At 74.1% G+C, this 1,145-nt stretch carries 1 protein-coding gene; it reads left to right on the top strand.

Annotation, left to right across the window (positions count from 1 at the left end; translation table 11 throughout):
* The first annotated feature begins 184 nt into the window (after positions 1-184).
* On the top strand, positions 185-1,033 hold the full coding sequence (locus ACFW9D_RS38525) for a GNAT family N-acetyltransferase (protein WP_384630147.1): 849 nt from the start codon (positions 185-187) through the stop codon (positions 1,031-1,033).
* Positions 1,034-1,145: the final 112 nt, after the last annotated feature.

Here is a 1,145-nt window from a genome sequence, read left to right as displayed (position 1 = left end):
CTCCGTGCGCCATCTCAGGGGCGCGGGGCTGTGCCTGTCAGCGGCTCCGCCGCGGGGCGCGACCAGCCCCCACCGGCCCGAACCCGCCACACAAGGACGCCCGGCAGACGCGAAGGCGGATCCCGCTCAGCCGAGACCCCGGGTACAGTCGGAGACCCTCGCACCCCCAGCAAGATGAGGCCCCGTGCTGACCCAGACCACCACCCGGGTCCTCGAACCGAGTGACCTGGACGCCGCCCTCGCCGTGCTCGACCGCGACCCCGTCGCGAACGCCTTCGTGACGGCCCGCGTCCGCATCGCCGGCCTCGACCCCTGGCGGCTCGGCGGCGAGATGTGGGGCTGGTACGAGGACGGCATGCTCCAGTCCCTGTGCTACGCGGGCGCCAACCTCGTCCCGATCTGCGCCACCGACCGCGCCGTCCGCGGATTCGCCGACCGCGCCCGCCGCGCCGGCCGCCGCTGCTCCTCCATCGTGGGCCCGGCCGAGCCCACCGCCCGCCTCTGGCAGCTGCTCGAACCCAGCTGGGGCCCGGCCCGCGAGGTCCGCTCCCGCCAGCCGCTCATGGTCACCGACCGGATGCCCGCCGACGTCACCCCGGACCCGTACGTCCGCCGCGTCCGCAAGGACGAGATGGACACGATCATGCCGGCGTGCGTGGCGATGTTCACCGAGGAGGTCGGCGTCTCCCCGCTGGCCGGCGACGGCGGACTGCTCTACCAGGCCCGGGTCGCCGAACTGGTCGGATCCGGCCGCTCCTTCGCCCGCCTCGACGAGCACGGCAAGGTCGTCTTCAAGGCCGAGATCGGCGCCGCGACCGACGACGCCTGCCAGATCCAGGGCGTCTGGGTCGCCCCCGAGTACCGCGGCCGCGGCCTCGCCGCCCCCGGCATGGCGGCCGTCCTGCGCTACGCGCTCGCCGACGTCGCCCCCGTCGTCAGCCTCTACGTGAACGACTACAACACCCCGGCCCGCGCCGCGTACCGCCGCGTGGGATTCCAGGAGGTCGGAGCGTTCATGAGCGTCCTGTTCTAGGTCCTGTCTGGAGTTCCCCGTCGTCCGCGCGGAGCGCGGGCGCAGCGGCGGTCGGTGCGTGCCCTCGGTGTGCGGCGTCCCAGGTCATGTGGCGGAGCCACCTGTCCTGGGA

This window comes from Streptomyces sp. NPDC059524 (genome assembly GCF_042749255.1).
In the GTDB taxonomy this organism is placed as follows: Bacteria; Actinomycetota; Actinomycetes; order Streptomycetales; family Streptomycetaceae; genus Streptomyces; species Streptomyces xanthii.
The sequence above is the reverse complement of the archived record's forward strand: the minus strand, read 5'-3'. Positions and strand labels throughout refer to the sequence as shown.